14 protein-coding genes are annotated in these 16,132 nt (G+C 63.7%); 10 read left to right on the forward strand and 4 right to left on the reverse strand.

Annotation, left to right across the window (positions count from 1 at the left end):
- Positions 1-17: 17 nt before the first annotated feature.
- The 4 genes from OPIT5_10995 to OPIT5_11010 all read left to right on the forward strand — a co-directional run bounded on the left by OPIT5_10995 (position 18) and on the right by OPIT5_11010 (position 5,159).
- A complete protein-coding gene (locus tag OPIT5_10995) occupies positions 18-2,051 on the forward strand; it encodes a hypothetical protein (GenBank protein ID AHF94303.1) in 2,034 nt (677 codons plus the stop codon).
- 40 nt (positions 2,052-2,091) lie between these two features.
- Positions 2,092-2,847: a hypothetical protein gene (locus OPIT5_11000; protein AHF90643.1), complete on the forward strand. Its 756-nt coding sequence runs from the start codon at positions 2,092-2,094 to the stop codon at positions 2,845-2,847.
- 159 nt (positions 2,848-3,006) lie between these two features.
- Positions 3,007-3,534: a hypothetical protein gene (locus OPIT5_11005; GenBank protein AHF94304.1), complete on the forward strand. Its 528-nt coding sequence runs from the start codon at positions 3,007-3,009 to the stop codon at positions 3,532-3,534.
- A 53-nt stretch (positions 3,535-3,587) separates the two neighbouring features.
- Positions 3,588-5,159 carry a sodium solute transporter family protein gene (locus OPIT5_11010; GenBank protein AHF90644.1) on the forward strand — a complete coding sequence of 524 codons (1,572 nt, stop codon included), beginning with the start codon at positions 3,588-3,590 and terminating at the stop codon, positions 5,157-5,159.
- Between the two features lie 304 nt (positions 5,160-5,463).
- On the opposite strand, the gene OPIT5_11015 is transcribed toward OPIT5_11010, so the two are convergent.
- From OPIT5_11015 to OPIT5_11030, 4 genes are read right to left on the reverse strand one after another with little or no spacing between them, the layout of a single operon-like run.
- Entirely contained in the window at positions 5,464-6,252 is a 789-nt protein-coding gene (locus OPIT5_11015; protein AHF90645.1) for an ABC transporter permease, read from the reverse strand.
- 12 nt (positions 6,253-6,264) lie between these two features.
- Complete coding sequence (locus OPIT5_11020) at positions 6,265-7,053, reverse strand: ABC transporter (GenBank protein ID AHF90646.1); 789 nt, start codon at positions 7,051-7,053, stop codon at positions 6,265-6,267.
- Between the two features lie 13 nt (positions 7,054-7,066).
- Positions 7,067-8,755 (reverse strand): Peptidase S15, encoded by a 1,689-nt coding sequence (locus OPIT5_11025; GenBank protein ID AHF90647.1) that lies wholly within the window; start codon positions 8,753-8,755, stop codon positions 7,067-7,069.
- Between the two features lie 17 nt (positions 8,756-8,772).
- Positions 8,773-10,182 carry an FAD-linked oxidase gene (locus tag OPIT5_11030; GenBank protein ID AHF90648.1) on the reverse strand — a complete coding sequence of 470 codons (1,410 nt, stop codon included), beginning with the start codon at positions 10,180-10,182 and terminating at the stop codon, positions 8,773-8,775.
- A 120-nt stretch (positions 10,183-10,302) separates the two neighbouring features.
- Between OPIT5_11030 and OPIT5_11035 the strand changes: the two genes are divergently transcribed.
- The 6 genes from OPIT5_11035 to OPIT5_11060 all read left to right on the forward strand — a co-directional run bounded on the left by OPIT5_11035 (position 10,303) and on the right by OPIT5_11060 (position 16,117).
- A complete protein-coding gene (locus tag OPIT5_11035; GenBank protein ID AHF90649.1) occupies positions 10,303-10,980 on the forward strand; it encodes a hypothetical protein in 678 nt (225 codons plus the stop codon).
- 5 nt (positions 10,981-10,985) lie between these two features.
- Complete coding sequence (locus tag OPIT5_11040) at positions 10,986-11,783, forward strand: creatininase (GenBank protein AHF90650.1); 798 nt, start codon at positions 10,986-10,988, stop codon at positions 11,781-11,783.
- Positions 11,784-11,895: 112 nt separating this feature from the next.
- On the forward strand, positions 11,896-12,744 hold the full coding sequence (locus tag OPIT5_11045; GenBank protein AHF90651.1) for a 5-carboxymethyl-2-hydroxymuconate isomerase: 849 nt from the start codon (positions 11,896-11,898) through the stop codon (positions 12,742-12,744).
- A 68-nt stretch (positions 12,745-12,812) separates the two neighbouring features.
- Positions 12,813-15,251: a TonB-denpendent receptor gene (locus OPIT5_11050; protein ID AHF90652.1), complete on the forward strand. Its 2,439-nt coding sequence runs from the start codon at positions 12,813-12,815 to the stop codon at positions 15,249-15,251.
- A gap of 214 nt (positions 15,252-15,465) precedes the next feature.
- Positions 15,466-15,705 carry a hypothetical protein gene (locus OPIT5_11055; GenBank protein AHF94305.1) on the forward strand — a complete coding sequence of 80 codons (240 nt, stop codon included), beginning with the start codon at positions 15,466-15,468 and terminating at the stop codon, positions 15,703-15,705.
- 100 nt (positions 15,706-15,805) lie between these two features.
- Positions 15,806-16,117 (forward strand): stress responsive protein, encoded by a 312-nt coding sequence (locus OPIT5_11060; protein AHF90653.1) that lies wholly within the window; start codon positions 15,806-15,808, stop codon positions 16,115-16,117.
- Positions 16,118-16,132 lie beyond the last annotated feature (15 nt).

The following is a 16,132-nucleotide window of genomic DNA, read 5'->3' on the forward strand; positions in this document are numbered from 1 at the left end:
CACATGCTTTTCTCTCAATGATATATCCCATCATCCGTTTTGCCTTGGCGCTTTCAGGAAGGGCTCTGTTGCTGGTTTCCGTCGCCTGTCCGGCCTTGTCAGCCGGCACGCCGGCCTCGATACCGCTGGTTAGCGGAGAGCCGCTTCCCGTCGGCACCCCCGACCGGCGCGGGCCGTTAAGCCTCGGGCTCTCCCATCAGCCCTGCGCCGCCGTGCGTCTTTCCGGCGGCGCCCGGCCCGACATCCTCGTGTCAGCGGGAAACTGGAGCCGCAATCCGGGGCTGTATTTTCTGCGCTACTCGGGGGAAGATCCTTCGGGAGCCCCCGTCTTTGCCGATCCGCTCCGCATTCCCACGCCTGGCACGGGCAAGATGACCCCGGCCAATGCCTTCTGGCAGGAAAAGGGCGGGCCCATACGGGCATTCTGGATCATCAATGGAAAAATCCATCGTACGGTCTTGAATCCACAGACGCTCGGTTTTGAACCGACGGCACCGCCTCTGGAGTTGACCGGACTCCCGCGCGCCCCCGGCGCAATCGCTGTACATGCATGGGACAATGGCCGGGTGGACATCGTCCTTGCCGTTGGCAACGGCGAAAGCCAGCACCCTGCGGACAAGATCGACTGGCGCAGCCCCGACTACCGGCCTTACGATGGAGCCTTTATCTCACGCGGTGGCCAGCCCGCCCAAGCCCTTTACCAGACGAGTTTGGCCTCGCATGAGGCCCCGGCAGCGGAGCCTGCCCGGAAACTTTTCGACGCTCCCTACGAAGTCCGCTTCTTCTTTGGCGGGCTCACCTTCGCCACTTTCGAAGAGGACACCCCCGAAAGCACCGCGCTCGTCGGCGGCACCGTGTATGGAAACATCCACGTCTACAGGAATACCGATCCGGCCTCGCTTTCCCTGGCGCCATCCGTGCTGGCCGTCACACCGGACGGTATCGCCTTGCGCACTCCTGTTTTCAATGCGCCTCCCTTGGCCTACCCGTCCTCCGATGGCTTCGCCTCCGACCTGATCATCGGAGGCGAAGGCAGCCTGAGTTATCTCCGCTACACCGGTCGCAAAGCAGCCTCCGGCGCCCCGATCTATGCTCGGTCTGTCCCCGTCCTGCAAGAGAACGCCCTGCTCTACTCCGGATCGCTTCCGGTCATCAACGTGGCCGACTGGGATGGCGACGGCGCGCTTGACATCGTTTCGGGCAACTCGGAGGGCCGGGTGCTGTTCTTCAAGAATCTGGGCGACAGCCGAAACCCGGCATTCGCCAACGGCGTGGAAATCGAAGAGGATGGCGAACCCATCCACATCCAGCAAGGCTACGTCGCCGTGCAAGGCCCCATCGAACAACGCTGGGGATACACCAGCCCGCGTGTCTTCGACTGGGACGGAGACGGCCTTCTGGACATCGTGATGAGCAGCGCCCTCTCCCGCCATGAAGTCTATTTCAACCGAGGCACTCCGCAAGAGCCGCGGCTTGGCCGGGCCCGGCGTCTTTATTCGGAAGGCATCGACGTGCACGGGACTTGGCGCGTGCAGCCGGCGGTGGCCCGCATCGGCGATCGCGTGGCCTATGTGATCCTCGACACCCAAAATGAGCTCCACCTCTACTGGCAGCTCGATCCTCGCAATCTCGTGGACGCCGGCAAGCTCCTGCTCGACAACGGCTCCCCGATCAACGCCGGCTACCAGCAGGCAGGCGGCACCGGCCGCCTCAAGCTGCAACTTGTGGACTGGGATCTCGACGGGCGCCTGGATCTGCTCATCGGCACCCACCGCTGGAGCTCCGTGCCCAACCCCCAAACCGGCTTCCCCCGCGCTCTCAGCCACAAGGACGCGGTCGTGCTCTTCCTCAAGAATGTCGGCACCGACGAGAAACCGGTCTACGCGTTTCCCAAGCCGCTGAAATTCCAAGGCCGCGTCATTTATCAGGATTCCCATATTTGCACTCCCTATGCGACCGCCCTGGGCGCCCCCGGAGGCCCCAACCTCCTTGTCGGCGATCAAGGCGGGTGCATCTACTATTACGCCCGCAAGGACCTCTCTTGGGATTGAGTCTGTCTCTGCATCCTCCGGAAAATTCAACAGCACCCCCATGAACAATATCACCAAACACCCTCCATCCGCCTTTTCTCTGCGTGCCTTCACGCTTATCGAACTGCTTTGCGTGATTGCGATCATCGGTATTCTGGCCGCCCTCGTGTTCGCTACCTTGGGGCAGGCACGATCCAGTACCTATGCCGCTCGCTGCAAAACCAGTCTGCGCTCCCTTCAACTGGCCAACATTGCGTATGCCACGGACTTTCAGGGGAAATATGCTCCTTATTTCAGCAACTCGGAGGAAGTCGGCGGCCCCGGTCAGAGAGCTGAGTGGCATCGCAATTCCCTGTTTTTGGCATACTATGGAATAAACTTTGAGGTAAAACACGGCGGTCCCGAATGGCCGGAATCCTCTCTGTGCCCGGCCTCTCCCCGGGACCTTGCGTTCCCGGGCTCCACGGGCTCCAGTTCCGATGCGCTCGCCTCCTTCTCTTATGGTTATAACGGGACAGGTATCGCGATGGGGTATGGCGACAAAGGAAGCCGGCCGACCCTGTCCATCTCCGACATCGAGAATCCCTCCCGAACGATTGCCTTTGGCGATGCCCAGGACTGGATCATTCGCAGACAGCAGGCAGGCGACTGGCCCAAGGAAGGGCTCGACCCGAACCATTACCTCGGTGGTGCCTTGGTTTACCGACACCGCGGTCGGGCCAATGTCGTTTTCTTCGACGGTTCGGTGGCTTCCATGGACAAGACGATGGCCACCAGAGGCACGGCGACAGAGGCCCCTTGGAAACTGAAAGAATGATCTCCCGCCATGAATATAAAGTCCACCGTTGTTTATCTCGGGTTAATGGCTGTTTCCGGAATAACCTTCCTGCAGGCTCAAATCACACAACCCGTTCCGCTGCCGGTCCCACCTGCTCCCTTTGTGACGATCTCGAACGGGCAGATAGACCGACTCACGATGACCACACAACGGGCGCTGGCCCCCATCACGCTGCCCAAACCGATTGGCCCAGCCTGCAGCATCACTCTGTGGGTTCGCCTCAATCCCTCTCCATCTCTGGACAAGACCGGCTTCGGCGGCGATCATCCCGTCACGCTGGTCAATTTTCATCCCGTCGACCGGCAATCCAATTACCAGCAGCTTGTCCTGCGCATCGATTCGGGCTGCTTCCAGGCCTACGAGCTCAATCATGGGCAATGGCGAAGGCTGGAGGGTAATTACCCTCACGCCACTCCCGGCACTTGGCATTTCCTGGCCTACACCCGATCGGCGACTGGCGGCGTTTTCTACGTCAATGGAGAGATTGCCGGACGCACCCGGGTGAATCCTCCCGTGCATGACTGGCTTCAAGTGCTCAGTCTCGGACACTTCGAACAAAGGCGGCTGGCCGATGGCATCCTGGTGCGTCCCCGCCTTTATCTGGAAGCACTGACCAATGAGCAAATTGACAGGCTGTATCAGCAACGTCCCCCGGAAATCCGCTGACGTCCCTCCTCTTTTCTCCTGCTTACCAGCCTTCTGACTCCCTATCTTCTTGTATGAAACTCGGTCTGATCGACGCCCTTGTCCTGATGCTTTATTTTGTGAGCCAGATCGCCATCGGGCTCTATGTCGGGAGGAAAAACAAATCTACCGAGCAATACTTCCTGGCAGGCAAGTCTTTCTCCGGGCTGGTCATCGGTATCAGCTTCATCGGCTCGGTCATCAGTTCGGTCACCTTCATGGCCATGCCCGCCGATGCCTTCAAGACGGCCTGGTTCCGGTTCATCCCTGCGTTTACCTTTCCCATCGTGACCTTGCTGGCAGCTTGGCTGCTGGTCCCCTTCTTTCGCCGCGGCACCATCACCTCCGCCTACCAATACCTCGCGTTGCGCTTTGGCAGCTCCATCTCCGCCTACGCCTCCGTCGTCTTTATCGTCACCCAGCTCCTGCGCACCAGCATGATCGCTTACCTGCTCTCGCTCCTCGTCGGCGAGATCACTGGCTGGGGCTTCACCAATGCCCTCCTTCTCGTTGTTGGTGTCACCGCTATTTATACAGTGAAAGGCGGACTGAGTGCCGTCATCTGGACCGACGTCATCCAGGCTGTCGTCCTTCTGGTCGGCGCCTTTGCTTGCATCACCGTCGCCCTCCTCAATATCCCTGGAGGCATCGTCAACGTCTTCACCGACGGCATCACTCACCACAAATTCTCCTTCTACGACTTCGATCAGAGCACCCGAACGCTTGTCCCCACCTCTTGGTTCGGCGGCTTTAGCGAAAAAAGCGTCCTGATGATCTTCTTTGTCGGGCTGATGCAGTACCTCAACCTCCAGTTCGACCAGTCCACCGTCCAGCGTTGGTGTTCGTCTAGGTCTGCCGAAGATGCCCGCAAATCCATGTTCATCCTCGGCTTCGGCTGCATCCCGGTCTGGGCTCTCTTCCAGTTCCTCGGCATCTGTCTGTTCGTCTACTTCCTTTATCACCCCGCGCCGCTACCCTCGGCCATCCTCATCGGAGAAGAGAAGGCCGAGCGTATCCTGCCCTACTTCATCATGCACCACCTGCCGGTGGGTATCGGCGGTGTGGTCATCGCTGCCGCCTTCGCGGCGGCTATGTCCACCCTCAGCGCCTGCATCAACGTTTCCAGTATGGTCGCTATCGACGACATCTACAAGAAATACATCCACCCCTCCGCTTCCGATCGTACACGATTGGTCCTCGGCAAAAGCCTCTCCCTCATCGTCTCCCTCTTCATGATCATCGGAGCACTTCTTATCCACAGCCTCGACGTCATCACTCTCACCGATTTCCTGCTGGCCGCCGGTGTCATCATCACTATCGGCATTCCCTCCATTTTCATCGCCGGCATGTTCACCCGCTGCGTTGGCTCCGTCGCCATCTGGATCGGCGTGCTCTCCGCCCTCGCCCTCATGCTCTGGGTCATGCTCAGCAATGCCGGTCGCATCCCCGATCCCGTTGCCATCAAGATTCCTGCCTACTACGTCTCGATCATCGGCAATCTCTTGGCTCTCGCCATTGCCCTCCTTGCCTCCCTTTTTATCAAATCCGAACCTCGTGATCTGACTAATCTCACAATTTGGGACCAGTCCCGGCAACCCCTCGAATAGATGCGGTGCAACTGGCTGGCTGCCTCCGTTTTGAGCAGCACCCCCATCTCGCCGGGTAAATGCCTCGCGCCGCTTTTCGCCGCCCTCTGTTCCCCGCGCTTCCTTCAGGAGAAAACGAAACCGTCATTGATATTGGACTACAATCCAGCCTGTTCTGGTTTCGTGGCCACTTTCCCCGCCGCTCCCCTCTCTCCGGCGTAGCGTTAATAACTCTGGCAGGACATCGCCTTGATACCACGTCTTCCTCAGTCTCGCTCATGTTACCTGACTCCCACAGGCGTTCTCCCAATTCTTGGACAATGCCCTAACTTTCCTTGCGATAGCTGTCGTGCCACTTGTGCAGCGTCAGCCAGCTCAGGCTGAGCACGATGCTCACGAAGACAAAGCCGAGCAGGCAGCTCACGATGGCGGTGGCGAAGAGCGCGCCCATCTGGAATTGCGAACTGTAAACGATGGTGAGAAACCCCAGCCCCCCCTGGCCGCCGGCGGCGTTGCCGGCGTAGAGATCCCCGACGATCGCGCCGATGGGAGCGAGCGTGGCCGCGATGCGCAGGCCGGTGAAAAAGTACGGGAGCGCCGACGGCACGCGCAGCCAGAAGATTTCCTGTCTGCGGCTGGCCGAGCACATGGTGAAAAAATCGACCAGATTCCGGTCCGTCGAGACGAGCCCCTGGGTGGTGTTGACCACCATCGGGAAAAAACAGATGAGGAACGTGATGATGGCGACGCACTTGAGCCCCGGCCCCACCCAGAGGATGAGGATGGGCGCCAGCACGATGATGGGCGTCATCTGCAGCACCATGAGCATGGGATAAAAACTGGCGCGGATGCGCGCGGAGAGGGACAGGAAAAGCGCGATGACGAAGCTCAGCGCCACCGCCGACGCGAAGCCGATGACGGCGCCTTTGCCGGTGTTGAGCACGGCGCTCCAGAGGGCGGGGCCTTTGTCGGCGAAGGCCTGCAGGACCTGGTGCGGCGCCGGGAGGAGGAAATGCTGCTCCACGGGCATGACCACCCGGACGAGGTACCACGCGCCGATGATGCCGGCGGCGGAGAGGGCGGGGAGGAAGGAATCGAGCTTGTATTTGCTCATGGAGGACAAGGTTCAGGAGACGTGCCTGAGGCGTTCGACCGAGCGGAGCAGGCGGGAAACCTCGGCGACGAGTTGCTGGTAGCGGGCAGAGGAACGGGTTTCCTCGGTGCGGGGATAGGGCAGGTCGATCGCGACCTCGGTGTGGACGCGTCCGGGATTGGCGGCGAGCACGACGATGCGGTTGGAGAGAAACACCGCCTCGGCCACCGAATGGGTGACGAAAAAAACCGTCCACGAGTGCTGCTCGCGGATGGCCAGCAGTTCCTCGTTGAGGTGGTCGCGCGACATCTCGTCGAGAGCGCCGAAGGGCTCGTCCATCAGCAGCAGTGTGGGCGAGACGGAAAGTGCCCGGGCAATGGATACACGCATCTTCTGTCCGCCCGAGAGTTGCAAGGGATAGAAGGCCGCGCGTTCGGTCAGGCCGACCTGGGCGAGGGCCTTGCCCGCGGCGGCGGCGCGCTCGTGGGCGGGACGGCCGAGGATCTTGAGCGGCATCTCGACGTTGGACTGCACCGTGAGCCAGGGAAGCAGGGTCGGCTCCTGGAACACATAAAAAAGTTCGCTGCGGGCGTTCACGGGAGTCATGCCGTCGATGATGATCTCGCCTTCGGACAGCGGAAGCAGGCCGGACATCAGTTTGAGCACGGTGGACTTGCCGCAACCGCTGGGGCCGATCAGGGAAACGAAATCGCCGCGCCGGGCGGTGAGGTCGATGCCGTCGATCACGGCAGGGCCCTTGCCGAAGCGTTTTACGATACGGTCGAAGCGGACGAGCGGAGGCTGGGGGCGCGTGTCGGTCATGGCTACGAAAGGCTCAGGCCGGGAGTGTCGGGAGTTCGAGGCGTGAAGGATGGTCGGAATCATGTCTTGTAATTTGCAGGGCGCGGACGAAGTCGCCCGCCCGGCTTACGGAAGCGGGATCGGTGAGTGTGTCGGGATGGCGGATGAGCAGCGGGAAGGCGGAGCTGGCGACGTCGAGCCGGATGCGTTCGCCGGCCGCGAAGCGCACCGCCACGGGATCGAGCGCGATGCGCACCTCGGCGCCGTCGCGGGCGCGGACGCGGGCCGCGCCCAGCGTGAGGAAGATCGCCTTGCCGTCGGGCAATACCCGCGACAGGCGCGCGACGAACGCGGTTTCCGCAGCGCTCGACTGCACGTGCAGCGTGCAGACCGGATCGCCCGCCACCACCAGGTCCGCGGCCAGCGGAGGCGAGGTGTAGACGAGCAGGTTGTTGCCCTGCTGCTGGGCGGAAAGGTCGTGCGGGCCGAAGGTCGCGTGGCCGTTGACGTTGCCGCCGGGCGCGAGCACGGGCACCTCGGGATCGTAGGTGAACAGGTCGTCGGGGCCGGACGGCCCGTCGGTCGAGAGCCGTCCGTCGCCGAAACGGGAATTGGCCCGCCCCCCTCCCGCCAGAAACCAGGATTGCGGACCGGATCCCGGCGGAGGCCACGAGGGCGCGTCGCGCCAGGCGTTTTCGCCGAGCAGGAAATAACGGCAACCCGCGAGCGGGGGCGGGCCGGATGGCTTTTCGTGGTCGAGCCAGTGGTGAAACCAGGCGGCCATCAGCTCGTCCACGACGGGCTCGGCCGCCGGCCCGAAATGGGCGCCGCCGACCGCCGGCCCCCACGGGATATGCACCCAGGGAGAGGCCAGCAGGAACTGGTGCGGGTGACTCGCCGCCATGGCCCGGTAGCCGTCGACCGAGCCGCGCAGGTAAAAATCGTACCAGCCGCTCAGGTGAAACATGGGCAGGCCGAGATCGCCGACGCGTCGCAGCAGGTCGAATTCCCGCCAGTAATCGTCGTAGGCCGGATGCCGCAGCCAGTCGCCGCCGTAGGATGGCAGGCCGGGATGCGTCAGCGCAGGGGCGTCGCGCACGGGCAGGTGGTGGGAGAGGCGGCCGGAGGCGAGCCAGTTTTCATCGAGCGCCGGTTCGGCGGGGGAGTGCAGGCGGCGGGAGTCCTCGCGCAGCATCTGGCCAGCCCAGCCGACGGTGGTGGAGAGCTGGAGCAGGCCGTCGCGGTAGAACCAGCCCGAATACAGGTCGAACGCCGTCATGTGCGGCGCGAGCGCCCTGAGCGGGGCGGGGCGCGCGAGTGCGGCCAGCAGTTGCGTGGAGGCCTGGTAGGAAAAGCCGTACATGCCCACGCGGCCGTTGGAACCGGGCAGGCCGGCGGCCCAGAGGACGGTGTCGTACCCGTCCTCGCTTTCGTGGCGAAAGGCGTAAAACTCGCCCTCGCTGTCGCCGCGGCCGCGCACGTCCTGCACCACGACCATGAATCCGCGCCGGGCGAACCAGACGGGATGCGCGTAAACCACGGTCGAGGCGATGTCGCGGCCGTAGGGCTGGCGCATCAGGAGCACGGGCCAGGGGCCGGGCGCAGCCGGGGTCGGCGCGGGACGGTAAATGTCGGCGACGAGGCGGACGCCGTCGCGCATGCGGGCGAGGGCGCCCCCCTCGAAACTCACGCCGGAAACCGCATTCTCGGGAAGGGTGATCATGGACGGATGCTGCGCGCTCAGGCGGCCGGCTCGACAAACGGGTTGTTGGCGTACGAGGCCATCTTGCCGGGATTGAGCAGCCCGGCGGGATCGGCTTCGGCCTTGAGTTCGCGCTTGGCCTCGAGGTCGGGATGGCGGCCGCCTTCCTCGAGTTTGAAGGTGTGCGGATTGGCCACGAAGACGCCGATTTCGGCGCAACAGTCGATGATCTCGCGCAGGCGTTCTTCGGTGGAAAAACGGATGAGGGGGATGCCGCTCACGCGAATGTTGTCCCCCGTGATACGCTGCGGGTCGCCGTCGATATACCTGACCCCCGAAGCCACCCATTCGAGATGCTGGAGAATCTCTCCCGGGAAACGTTCACGCAGCGTCTTGATGCGGGTGCGGAATTCATCCCCGTAACCACATTGCAAATACGTGATCGCCGGATCGGCCTTCATCGCCCAGAGCGTGGTGTGGTTCCACGTGTAGTCGGTGAAATAGGGAGGCTTGGGCGGATCGGCCAGCGGGATGCGGTGCGCCAGCCGGATGCCGGCGGCCTGCGCGGCGGCCGCCACGGCATCGGCCTGCGTATTTTCGACGAGCAGGAACGTGCCATGCTCGCCCGGCCGGTAATATTTGCCCAGCGGCTTGAAAAAAGAAGGCACCGGCGATTCGAACATCGTGACGAGACGCTTGCGCACGGAGGCATCGCGGCCGACGCCGTCGGTCCAGTCGATGAGCCGGTCCCAGTCGTCGCCGGCGAAGGCCAGTTGCTCCCAGGCGACCCTGGGGGCGAGCCGCATCTCGATCTCCACCATAAAGCCGGTGGTTCCGTACGTGTGGAGCGCCCGGGTGCAGTCGGCCTCCTCGAGGCGGATGAGCCGGGGCCCGGCTTCGCAGGTCATGAGGGTGACGGACTTGACGTTGCCCGGAGACGCGATGCCGCCCCACGTGACGGAACCGACCCCGCCGGAGCCGCCGCAAAAAAATCCGCCCAGGCTGCTCTTGACCCAGGTGGACGGCAGGCAGCGCAGTTCCCAGCCGTGCTTGCGGGCTTCCGGCTCGATCACGCCGAGGCGCGCGCCGGGCTCGCAACGCAGGACACCGTCGGTGGTGATTTCCAGGATACGGTCGAGGCGCGAAAGATCGACGACCACGCCGCCGTACAGGGGCACGCACTGGCCGTAGTTGCCGGTGCCTCCACCCCGGGGCACGACCGGCACGCGGGCGGCGAAGCAGGCGGAGAGCACGCCGCGCAATTCGTCCATGGAGCCGGGGCGCACCACGAGGTCGGCCCGCTTGTCGTCAAGCTGGCGTTTCAGGACCGGAGAATACCAGTAAAAATCCCGGGAAAGCGTTTCCAGCAACGTGCCTCCGCGGATCACGCCGGATTCGCCGACGAGGTCGGCCAGTCGGGAGGGAAGAGAGTCAGGGATGACGGACATAGGGGTCGAATTGAGCAGGTTGGCTGCCAGTTGGCCTGGCCGGCGGGAGACATCCGTTTTGACGCCAAAAGCACCAGCGGGCCCGGGCGGTGTTGGCATCAGACCTGCAAAAGCAAGCTCATGCCCATCAACCAATCCGCCGGTCCGTTTCCGTCATTATGTATCGCCGATGACGCGACTTTCTGGCCCTGGCATCCGTGGACGGATTTTGCCCGCTGGCCGGACCCCGGCTCGGTGACGGTGGTGCTGCCGGTGACCGGCATGGCCGACTGGGAATTGGGCTGGCCGCTCGATGCCGAAGAAACCCTTTCGCTCGGCATCCTGCGCGCGGCGGCCGCGCGACCGGCGCTGCCGGAAGGCCGGCTGCTGGTCCTGCCGCCCCTGCGTTTCGTGCTCGGCCCTTCCGCGTCCTGCGCCTTTCCCGTCGACCCGCCGCTCGCCCATGCGGCGCTGGCCGAAGGGTGCTCCGGCGTGGCTGCGGCGGGATTCCGGCGCATCGTCCTCTACAATGCCAGCCCCTGGAACGAGGAACTGATCGACGCCGCCGCCCGCGATCTGCGCATCGATCACGGCTGGCAGATGTTCTGTATCAACCTGAGCGCCCTCGGCCTCGACCTCGCCCCCTGGCGACGGAGCGAGACGACGCGGCTCCTCGCCCTCTGGCAGGAACTGCACGATCCCGCCGGCGGCGGCCCCGTCCTGGAAGCCGCCGCGGATTCGCTCGTCGAGCTGCTGCGGGAAATCGCCGCCCGCCCGCCCCTGCCCGCCAACGGCGCAATCCGCCCGATGACCGCCTGATCCCGATGAACTCCGCCCTTGCCTTTCCCTCGTATCGCCACCGCTACCTGCCGGGCTGGACGCTCGACAAAATCCGCACCCTTTCCGACAAGGCGCTCGTGCCGGTGATCGTGGCCGTCGGCGCGATCGAACAACACGGGCCGCACCTGCCCGTGGCGGTGGATTCGTTTCTCGGCCAGGCGTGGCTGACCCGGATTTTTGCCGCGTTGCCCGATTCCATCCCGGCCTTGGCGGGCCCGCCTGTGACCGTCGGCAAGAGCAACGAGCACACCGGCTTTCCTGGCACCCTGATCGTATCCAGGGATACATTACGACTCCAGGTCCTGGCCATCGCCCGCCAGCTCCACGCGTGGGGTTTCCGTTCGCTGCTGGTGCTCAACACGCATGGCGGCAACACCGCCGTGCTCACCTGCACGCTGCGCGAGATTGAAGCCGGATACGAAGGCATGAAAGCCGGCTTCCTGACCTCGGGCGTCCGGCCTGACATCAGTGCCCAGGAAGCCGCATACGGATTTCACGCCGCCGAGGTCGAGTCGTCGCTGCTCTACGCGCTGGCGCCGCAGTACTGCCGGCCGGAGGCCGCGCCCTGCCATTATCCGGCGCGCCTGGAAGATCCCGGCCGGCTGCGTCCCGAAGCCGCGCCCGCCACTTACGCCTGGGCCTCGCAGGACATCGCGCCGCTCGGTGTCATGGGTGACGCCACCGCAGCCACGGCGGAGAAGGGCGCCCGCTGGCTCGACGCGATCACGGCCGGCTATGTCCGGCGCCTGACTGCTCACGCCGCCGCCTTGCGTTCTCCCTGACCCATACCGCCTTCGCAGCTATTTTCGGGTAGCCTTCCCCCCCCCCGCCTCCCCCTCCGGAGAGACGAGGCCGGGGGCTCCTCAGCCAGATTCATCACTTCAGGTTCATCACATGAAAATCATCCGTCATCTTACCGCTGAAGGGCCTGCTTACGCATCGCTCCTGCCCGATGGCCGCGCCCTGGCCCTGGCCGGCGATCCGAAAAAGGGCGACTTGCGTGTCACCGGCACCGAAGTCGTGCCCGGCCGCCTGCTGGCCCCGGTCGAGCCTTCCACGATTTACGGGATCGGCCTGAACTATCCTCAATACGCCAGTGAACTGGGGCGCCCTCCCCTGGCCTGGCCGCTGCTCTTCATCAAGAGCGCCTCCTGTGTGCAGGATCCCGGCCAGCCCATCGAATTGCCCGTCACCCTGGCCAGCGGCGCGGTGGACTATGAGGGCGAACTCGCCGTGGTCATCGGCCGCACGGCCAAGAACGTTTCGCGCGAATGCGCGCTCGATTACGTGCTCGGCTACACCATCGCCAACGACATCTCCGCGCGCGACTGGCAGTTCGAGCTGGGCGGCGGCCAGTTTTGCCAGGGCAAGAGCTTCGACACCTTCTGCCCCTTCGGCCCGGTGCTGGTCACGGCCGACGAGCTGCCCGATCCTTCGGCGCTCACCCTCCGCACGTATGTCAACGGCACGCTTCGCCAGAGCGCCAGCACCCGCGACATGTTTTTCGACGTGCCGTCGCTCATCGCATTCCTGAGCGCCAGCAAGACCCTGCTCCCCGGAACACTCATCCTCACCGGCACGCCCGGAGGCGTCGGGCACTCGTTCGATCCGCCCGTCTATCTCAAGCCGGGCGACACCGTCAGCGTGGAAATCGAAAAAATCGGAACGCTTACCAACTCCGTCATCGAGGAAGCGGGACCGGCTGATCTCACGCAGGCGGAACTCCGTTTCCGGCACCAGTAGTGCTTTCTTAAGTACAATAGTCCCGGACCCCGTGGCACACCCGATGCTCCCTGTAATTTCCCGCAATCATGACCAGAACAACAGACACATACACGCTCCTCATGCTTTTCCCTCTCACGGCTGTTTTGGCCGTTGCCCAAGGCGCCCCTTCCGACGAGACCGCTCCTTCCGGCCAGACCGTGCCTGTCGATCAGGGCCCTCCTCCCGACACGGCGGCTCCGGCCGGCCGGCCGGCTTCCGCCGATGTCATCGAAATGGAGAAATTCGAGGTCAACGACGTCCCGCTCGACGAGCAGATCCTGCCGACGGTCCGGCCGATCGGCAGCGTGCTCGGCGACGATCGCAACATCATCGACACGCCCCGTTCCGTCAGCTCCGTGAACAAGGCCTGGATGGATGAGCGCCGCGTGACCAATGCCATGGATTTCGGGCAGTTCTCGCCCGGCGTCTATTCTTCGGCCCAGTACGGCGTGCCTGCCACCCCGCAGATCCGCGGCGACCTCGGCGAACTCTACATCAACGGCCAGCGCATCAAATACAGCCGCAACAGCGTGCTGCCCAGTTTCAACGGCGTCGAGGCGATGGACATCATCAAGGGCCCCGGCTCCGCTGTCTACGGACCGCAAGGGCAGGGTCCCGGCGGTTACGTGAACCTCGTCAGCAAGGCGCCGTATTTCGATGCGCAGCACACCACCCTCACGACCACGCTGGGGTACTGGACCAGCGGCCGCTCCTACTTCAATCCCGAGGTTCAGCTCGATACCGGCGGCCCGCTCGGCGACAAGCTCGCCTACCGCGTCAGCTACCTGAGCCGTTACGGCGACGGTTATTACCTGAACACGGACAACGAGACGCAGGACATCTACGCCGCCCTCACCTGGAAACCCACCGACCGGCTGACAATCGACTGGTGGGGCCAGTACTACAAAAACGACTTCAACGAGATCGCCGGCATGAACCGCGTGACCCAGGACCTCATCGACAACGGCAACTACATCGCGGGTCCCGTCACCGGCGGTCCGTGGTTCGGCGTGCTCGAGGGCGCCAATGCGCACACCGTCAAGCTCCACCCCTGGCAGGCTCTGGTTTCTCCCGACGACTACAACGAGTCGAGACGCTTCCAGACCCAGCTCATCGCCACGGCCGATCTCGGCGACGACTCGAAGCTCGTCAACCGGTCCTATTACGAGGACCGCACCTCCGAGAAAGTATCCGGTTACGGTTACACGGAATACGTGCCCACCGACTATTCGTTCAGCAACCGCACCGAGTGGCATACCCCCGGGTTCACGCTCTTCGGCACGGAGAACAAGGCGATTACCGGCGTCGAGTTTCGTTATGAACGCCTGGTTTCCTTCCAGGACTTCAGCCAGGAGCCCTTCTTCTACTACGATCTGACGCAGGACCCCGACACCTGGGCGTATCCTTTCACCCCGCCGACCGGCGGCGGCACACCGGTGCCCGGGCATGAGAAATTCGGCTACAACCCCTGGGCGGGCAACGGCACCCAGGACAGCATCATCCGCGACCTGGCCGTCTTCTACCAGCAGGACACCCGTTACACCGACGAACTGTCGTCGGTCCTCGGAATCCGCCTCGATCATATCTGGGCCGCCGCCAATTCGCCCAAGGTCATTCCTTCCACCGACGGCGCCTACTACCGGTCCTCCGGCGATGAGGACAACATATCGTATTTCGCGAGCCTCATCTACAAGCTCACGCCCAACTCCTCCGTTTACGTCACCTACAACCAGGTCAACGCCATCACCGGTTCGGCCAACTTCGGCGGCGTCGACGGGTCCGCGGGCGACGAGCGGCTCTCCGATTCCCTCCAGGCGGAGAGCGTGCTCTACGAAGCCGGCTACAAGACCTCGCTGTTCAACAACACGCTCTATCTCTCCGCCGCCGTCTTCAAGCAGACCCGCATGCGCCCGCAGCTGGTCGGCCCGGCCGCCAAGATACGCGATTACGGCCTCGAGCTCGAAGCCGTCTACCAGCCCAACCGGAAACTCACCGTCAACGCCAACCTCACCTGGCAGGACGCCCGGCAGTACGGCAGCGGCTTCTATCAGCAGACGGGCGATTACCGCGACGGCTACGCTCCCGACATCATCGTGGACGGGCAGCCGGGCACCGGCGTGGGCAGCCCGAACTACGCCACGTATGTTTCCCCCAAAGGGTTCATCGAGGCTCCGGGCGTCCCTTCGGTCATGGCCAACCTGTTCGTGCAATACGAATTCGACAACCATTTCGGTTTCGGCATCGGCCCCCAGTTCCAGAGCCGCATGAACGCCAACGCCCAGGGGACCCTGCACATTCCCAATCAGGTCCAGGTCAACGGCTACGTTTTCTACCGCGGCTCCAAACGCTGGGACGTGCAGGTCAACGTCAACAACCTGCTCAACGACGACCTCTACGATCCCATCGACGTGGGCTTTGCCGGCAACGACGTGGTCTATCACCGCCCGGGTCTTTCCACCTCGATCACGTTCCGCATTCACCTCTGATCCGGCCTTCCGGCCGGCGCGGGCCGGCTGAACAGATAACGGGCTTCCCGTCCGTGTGCCGCGGGCGTCCCGCCCGCTGACGGCGAAGCCGCCAATCCGGCTTCCATCACTTCCGGTTACACCCCCGGAGCCGGTATTCCGGACCTGGAGATCGGCTTTTGCCCGGGCAGCGGCAACCCGGGAAAGACCGGTCGGCATCGCCTGGGTCGCCCGGTTGACGACCCTGCTGTTTACTCTGCCATTCTTCGATTACGGGGCCTCGGCCGAACTCGCCGCGCTCACACTGCGAGAGCACGATGTGCCCGGCCATCTCGCCCGCGGGCTTGTCGGCAAGCAGGCCGGCGACCGGCCCGGAATCAGCGAACAGACCGTCCGTGTCCATATCCGCAACCTCCACGCCAGGCTCCCGGTCCACTCGCGAACCGAGGCCGTGCTCAGATACCCCGGGCGGTGAACGGGGGCGCCGGGGCGAGCGGGCGGATCGCGCCAGATCAAACCGGATCGCATTGTTTCAAACATTCCTCTGGTCTGGACGATATCGGATTACACAGGAAATGATTCGCCACATTGTTTTTTTCAGCGCCCGGAACCCGGGGGATACCGACGCGATGCTTGCCGGGCTCAGGCGCCTTGGCGAGATACCGCATGCGGGCGTTTTCGAGGTGCTCGAAAACACCAGAATCGACCCGCTTTCCGATGAGATCGATGCGGTCGTTTACGCCGAGTTTGCCGATCAGGCCGCGCTCGCCGCCTGGAAGGCGCATCCGGTCTATGCCGAGTGCATTCGCATCGTGCGACCGCTGCGCGAACTGCGCTATTCGGTGGATGTTGTCTCGTCCTTGCCGGCCACGCGGCCGGCTGGCTGATCGTCGATAATCGTT

Source organism: Opitutaceae bacterium TAV5 (assembly GCA_000242935.3).
Taxonomy (GTDB): Bacteria; Verrucomicrobiota; Verrucomicrobiia; order Opitutales; family Opitutaceae; genus Geminisphaera.

Excerpts from the sequence above, each read along its gene's own strand:
- OPIT5_11015 (AHF90645.1), bottom strand. The coding sequence starts at position 6,252 with ATGAGCAAATACAAGCTCGATTCCTTCCTCCCCGCCCTCTCCGCCGCC.
- OPIT5_11040 (AHF90650.1), top strand. The coding sequence starts at position 10,986 with ATGAACTCCGCCCTTGCCTTTCCCTCGTATCGCCACCGCTACCTGCCG.
- OPIT5_11020 (AHF90646.1), bottom strand. The coding sequence starts at position 7,053 with ATGACCGACACGCGCCCCCAGCCTCCGCTCGTCCGCTTCGACCGTATC.
- OPIT5_11030 (AHF90648.1), bottom strand. The coding sequence starts at position 10,182 with ATGTCCGTCATCCCTGACTCTCTTCCCTCCCGACTGGCCGACCTCGTC.
- OPIT5_11025 (AHF90647.1), bottom strand. The coding sequence starts at position 8,755 with ATGATCACCCTTCCCGAGAATGCGGTTTCCGGCGTGAGTTTCGAGGGG.
- OPIT5_10995 (AHF94303.1), top strand. The coding sequence starts at position 18 with ATGATATATCCCATCATCCGTTTTGCCTTGGCGCTTTCAGGAAGGGCT.
- OPIT5_11050 (AHF90652.1), top strand. The coding sequence starts at position 12,813 with ATGACCAGAACAACAGACACATACACGCTCCTCATGCTTTTCCCTCTC.
- OPIT5_11000 (AHF90643.1), top strand. The coding sequence starts at position 2,092 with ATGAACAATATCACCAAACACCCTCCATCCGCCTTTTCTCTGCGTGCC.
- OPIT5_11060 (AHF90653.1), top strand. The coding sequence starts at position 15,806 with ATGATTCGCCACATTGTTTTTTTCAGCGCCCGGAACCCGGGGGATACC.
- OPIT5_11045 (AHF90651.1), top strand. The coding sequence starts at position 11,896 with ATGAAAATCATCCGTCATCTTACCGCTGAAGGGCCTGCTTACGCATCG.
- OPIT5_11035 (AHF90649.1), top strand. The coding sequence starts at position 10,303 with ATGCCCATCAACCAATCCGCCGGTCCGTTTCCGTCATTATGTATCGCC.
- OPIT5_11010 (AHF90644.1), top strand. The coding sequence starts at position 3,588 with ATGAAACTCGGTCTGATCGACGCCCTTGTCCTGATGCTTTATTTTGTG.
- OPIT5_11005 (AHF94304.1), top strand. The coding sequence starts at position 3,007 with ATGACCACACAACGGGCGCTGGCCCCCATCACGCTGCCCAAACCGATT.